This window comes from Streptomyces sp. NPDC048473 (assembly GCF_043200155.1).
GTDB lineage: Bacteria > Actinomycetota > Actinomycetes > Streptomycetales > Streptomycetaceae > Streptomyces.
Map to the genome: position 1 here is coordinate 1 of NZ_JBICXE010000132.1, position 4,886 is coordinate 4,886.

Genomic DNA, 4,886 nt, shown 5'->3' on the forward strand with positions numbered 1-4,886 from the left:
TTTGTAAGAGAGTTGACGGGTGCTTCGCACCCGTCTGAGGGCGTGTCCGCTGCGCTCCCCCACCCCGAGCCCTTCCGGCTGCGCCTCCAGGACCTAAAGCCTGCTACGCGGGTTGGGCTGGCTACGAGGGGAGGGGGTCGCTCGTTCGTGTCGGGTTTCAGTGTAGCGGGTGCATCAGGTTTGATACACATGTACTGTTGGCGGAAACGCAGGACACCTCTAGCCACCTGATGCGGGCCCAGGTGCCCGCGCTTCCGGAAAAGGTAAAACGCATGTGGAGTGCTCAGGACGTGGCGCGGGATCAGGTCCGACGTCAGGCGAATGGCCTGGATGTCGCCGCCGTTGCGGAAAAGGTCGCGGCGGCCGCTGTCCGTGAGCGGGAAACCGCGGAGCAGTCGAGGGGAAACGGGTCCTTCTACGAGTTCGAGATGGACCGGGAGCGGATGGCTGCCATCTGGCTGGCCAAACACGCTGAGTGGCGGCGCGTCAGGGACTTGATGACTGCGGCCGGTTGGAGCGTGTACGAGCCGGACCAGGACGCGCAAGGCTCAGTGTGCGCTCGCGAGCGTGAAGAACGGTTTGCTGGTGCTCTTGCGGCACAGGCCGCCTTCGGGGAACGGCAGGAGGAGGAAGCGGATGAACTGCGAGCGGAGGTCTGGCTGTCCGTCGCGCCCAGCCGGCTGATCCGGGTGGTGGCCGGCCGGACGGGGTTGCGCCCCTCTCAGGTCCTGGCCCAGCTTGCCGAGCGGATCGTCGTGGCCGAGGACGGCACGGTGTCCGTCCCGCCCTTCACCCCGTCCCAGTGATTTCCGAAGCAAGTGGAAAAGAAGACAGAGAAGGAGCGTGGAAATGCTGGGTATTCAGCTTCGGGAACACCAGGTAGCCCAAAAAGCGAGTTTCCGTAAGTGGGTGGGATTCCCTGCAAGATCATCTGTGCCCCCGCAGGGGGCCCGGGGCACGATCGTGTCAGCGACCGGCTCGGGCAAGACGATCACGGCCGCCGCGAGCGCGCTGGACTGCTTCCCGGGCGGCCGGATCCTCGTCACGGTACCGACCCTGGACCTGCTCGCGCAGACTGCCCAGGCGTGGCGCCTGGTGGGCCACACCGCGCCGATGGTCGCGGTGTGCTCCCTGGAGAACGATGCCGTGCTGAACGAGCTGGGGGTGCGCACCACCACCAACCCGGTCCAGCTCGCCCTGTGGGCGGGGCACGGGCCGGTCGTCGTGTTCGCCACGTACGCCTCCCTGGTGGACCGCGAGGACATCAACGCACCCGTGGGCCAGCGGAAGGTGCGCGGGCCGCTGGAGGCCGCGCTGGCGGGCGGAGAGCGACTGTACGGGCAACAGATGGCCCCGTTCGACCTCGCGATCGTGGATGAGGCCCACGGCACCGCCGGTGACCTTGGGCGGCCGTGGGCGGCGATCCACGACAACGCCCGGATCCCGGCGGACTTCCGGCTCTACCTCACCGCGACCCCTCGCATCCTGGCCTCGCCCCGGCCGCAGAAGGGCAAGGACGGCCAGGAGCTCGAACTGGCCTCGATGGGACAGGACTCGGAAACCTACGGCAAGTGGCTGGCCGAACTCGGGCTGAGCGAGGCGATCGAGCGCGAAATTCTCGCCGGCTTCGAGATCGACGTCCTGGAGATCCGCGACCCCTCGCCCGTCCTCGGACTGTCGGAGGAGGCGCTGCGGGGCCGGCGCCTCGCGCTCCTACAGACCGCGCTCCTGGAGCACGCGGCGAGGTGGAACCTGCGCACCGTCATGACGTTCCACCAGAAGGTGGAAGAGGCCGCGGCGTTCGCGGAGAAGCTGCCGGAGACGGCCGCGGAGCTGTACGCCACCGACGCCTCCGACGAAGACCTGGCGAAGGCGGAGAGCCTGCCGAAATCGTCGATCGACGCGGAGTTCTACGAGCTGGAGGCCGGCCGCCACGTCCCGCCGGACCGGGTCTGGTCGGCCTGGCTCTGCGGCGACCACCTCGTAGCCGAGCGGCGCGAGGTCCTGCGCCAGTTCGCCAACGGCATCGACGCCAACAACCGCCGGGTACACCGCGCCTTCCTCGCCAGCGTTCGCGTCCTCGGAGAAGGCGTCGACATCACCGGAGAGCGGGGAGTCGAGGCCGTCTGCTTCGCCGACACCCGCGGCTCCCAGGTCGAGATCGTCCAGAACATCGGCCGGGCCCTGCGGCTCAACCGCGACGGCACCACGAAGATCGCGCGCATCATCGTGCCGATCTTCCTGGAGCCGAACGAGGACCCGACCGACATGGTCGCCAGCGCCAGCTTCCGCCCCCTTGTAGCGGTCCTCCAAGGACTTCGCAGTCATGATGAGCGACTCGTTGAGCAGCTCGCCTCCCGCGCGCTCTCGCGGGGCCAGCACGAACGACGCACGCACGTGAAGCGTGACGAGGACGGGCAGATCGTCGGGGCCGGCGGCGAGGACAACGAGGACCAGGAGCAGGACGACACGCAGGCCGCCGCCGAAGCGGCGCTGCTCCACTTCTCCAGCCCGCGCGACGCGGCGACGATCGCGGCGTTCCTGCGGACGCGGGTGTACCGGCCTGAGTCGCTGGTGTGGCTGGAGGGCTACCAGGCCCTGCTCCGGTGGCGGAAGGAGAACGAGATCACCGGCCTCTACGCCGTGCCCTACGACGTGGAGACCGAGGTCGGCGTTACCAAGGACTTCCCGCTGGGGCGGTGGGTGCACCAGCAGCGGAAGGCGCTGCGGGCGGGTGAGCTGGAGGAGCGGCGCAAGACCCTGCTGGACGCACCGGAGGCCGGGACGGTGTGGGAGCCGGGCGAGGAAGCCTGGGAGAACAAGCTCGCCGCGCTCCGGTCCTACCGGCGGGCCACCGGGCACCTCGCTCCCCGCCAGGACGCGGTGTGGGGCGAGGGCGAGGCGATGGTGCCCGTCGGCCAGCACATGGCCAACCTCCGCCGGAAGGGCCAGAAGAACGGCCTGGGCAAGGACCCCGAGCGGGCGACGGAACGCGCGGCGCAGCTCACCGCGATCGACCCGGACTGGGACTGCCCGTGGCCGCTGGACTGGCAGCGGCACTACCGCGTCCTCGCGGACCTGGTCGACGCCGACGGCGGCCTGCCGGCCATCGAACCCGGGGTGCTGTTCGAGGGGGACGACCTGGGCAAGTGGCTTCAGCGGCAGAAGAATCCGGGCACCTGGGCGCAGCTGTCGAGCGAGCAGCAGGAGCGGCTGTCCGCGTTGGGCGTGCAGCCCGATGAGGCCCCTTCTCCCGCTCCGGCGGCCACCCGCACGACGAAGGGCCCGAGCAAGGCGCAGCAGGCGTTCCAGCGCGGCCTGGCAGCCTTCGCGCAGTGGGTGGAACGGGAAGGCGCGGGCCGGTCGGTGCCGCGTGGGCACGGTGAACCGATCGCGGTCGACGGCGAGGCGGAGCCGGTGACCGTGAAACTGGGCGTCTGGGTCTCGAACACCAAATCGAGGCGCGACAAGCTCACCCAGGAACAGCTGAACGCGCTGACCGAGCTGGGCGTCGACTGGGCGTAGCGCTAGATGTCGAGGGGCCAGCCGTAAGAGCCTTGCGCTGGTCCCTTCGCGTGTTGTCAGTCAGAGAGGACCCATGCAGCGCCAGAAGGCCCTCGATCGCTCCCAGGATGGGACCCCAGTACTCGCCGAAGATCTTCGGTCTGTGGATGGTGAACTCAAGCGGCACCATGAAGCGGTTCCAGTCGTTGCTCAGCCGCCACATGTGATGTTCGGGCGGTACCGTCCCCCGGAGGTAGACGAGCGCGGCGGAACGCCAGCGAATCTGATCACACGGGTCACTGTCCATGTGCAGATCACGACCCTCGCGGAGAAGGTCCTGCAAGGTGGCCACCTGCTCCTCACTGAGCTCCATTCGCTGCTCAACGATTGGCCACCTCAGAGGACACATCTTGCGGCACCCCGGGGTGCTACTGGCTGCGTGGGGCGGTTGCCCGGATCTCCGCCAGGACGATGCCGGTCGCCGGGTCGCGGTGCGCGAGAACGTACAGACCCCAGTCGGCGTCACCGGCCGTGAGCCAGTCTCCGGCCCACGGGCCGGGGGCGGTCTCCAGCTCACGTCCGGCGAGCGGACCACCCAGGAGTCGGACGATCACAGCGGTACCCCCATCCGGCGAGAGTCTCCCGCCCCACCCCTTGGTGGGGCTCGGCACCGGAAGGACAGCAACGGGTGCCGGCGACTTCCGTCCCGGCTCCCGCCGCCAGGCTGACGGCGGCACGGCGCGGCGGCCCCGGCCGACGCGCAACCGGCTGAGCGCGCCCCGGTCCCCGGCGCGTCCGTGCCGCCCATCCCGCCCGTCCCTTACTCCTTCACGCCAGCCAGGGGACATGGGCAAAGCGGCCGCAACGGGGATGTCAGCGGTCCGACCACGGCGAAACCGCGTGGTGACCTGCGCCGACACAGGGACGGCTCTCCGGCCCGCGCAACAGTAGGCGCAACCCCAGTCACAACCTCTGGCGCAACAGATAGGCGCAACCCTTGGCGCAACCTCGTGCTCCTGGTCGACCGAGGCGCCCGGTCACGCGGCCTGGACGGCTCCCCGGGCGCGGGCCAGCTCCCGCAGCTCGGAACGCGCCGCCGGCACCGAGGGAGCGGTCTCCCAGTAGGGGTGCCACCACAGCCGTACGGACAGGCGCAGCAGGCGGCGGCGCAGGGCGGTGGTGTCGCAGGGGCGGCGGGCGGCGAGCGCGTCGTAGGTGGCGTCCCAGGCGCGCTGTGCCTGCACCAGGTCGTCGGGGAAGTCGGTCACGTCCATACCGGCATTAGATGTTGGGTCGCCCGGGGGAATTTCACCCCCGGGCTCCCACAGAACCGTGCGTAACAGTCTCCCGTTACACGGCTCTTGCCATCTTGATCACCAGAA

At 69.5% G+C, this 4,886-nt stretch carries 4 protein-coding genes; 2 read left to right on the top strand and 2 right to left on the bottom strand.

Annotated features, from left to right (window positions below; all coding sequences use genetic code 11):
• Positions 1 to 197: 197 nt before the first annotated feature.
• Entirely contained in the window at positions 198 to 806 is a 609-nt protein-coding gene (locus ACGFU7_RS47515) for a hypothetical protein (RefSeq protein ID WP_393704992.1), read from the top strand.
• Between the two features lie 43 nt (positions 807 to 849).
• Positions 850 to 3,525: a Helicase associated domain protein gene (locus ACGFU7_RS47520; RefSeq protein ID WP_393704994.1), complete on the top strand. Its 2,676-nt coding sequence runs from the start codon at positions 850 to 852 to the stop codon at positions 3,523 to 3,525.
• Between the two features lie 407 nt (positions 3,526 to 3,932).
• Here ACGFU7_RS47520 and ACGFU7_RS47525 read toward each other — a convergent pair whose 3' ends face one another.
• Together ACGFU7_RS47525 and ACGFU7_RS47530 are read right to left on the bottom strand one after the other, a co-directional pair.
• Positions 3,933 to 4,118, bottom strand: coding sequence for a hypothetical protein (locus tag ACGFU7_RS47525; RefSeq protein WP_393704996.1), 186 nt, complete (start codon positions 4,116 to 4,118; stop codon positions 3,933 to 3,935).
• A gap of 423 nt (positions 4,119 to 4,541) precedes the next feature.
• The gene (locus ACGFU7_RS47530; protein WP_393704998.1) at positions 4,542 to 4,778 is read right to left on the bottom strand and encodes a hypothetical protein; all 237 of its coding nucleotides are present in this window, start codon (positions 4,776 to 4,778) and stop codon (positions 4,542 to 4,544) included.
• Positions 4,779 to 4,886: the final 108 nt, after the last annotated feature.

Coding starts and splice junctions, on each gene's coding strand:
- ACGFU7_RS47530 (WP_393704998.1), bottom strand. CDS start 4,778: ATGGACGTGACCGACTTCCCCGACGACCTGGTGCAGGCACAGCGCGCC.
- ACGFU7_RS47520 (WP_393704994.1), top strand. CDS start 850: ATGCTGGGTATTCAGCTTCGGGAACACCAGGTAGCCCAAAAAGCGAGT.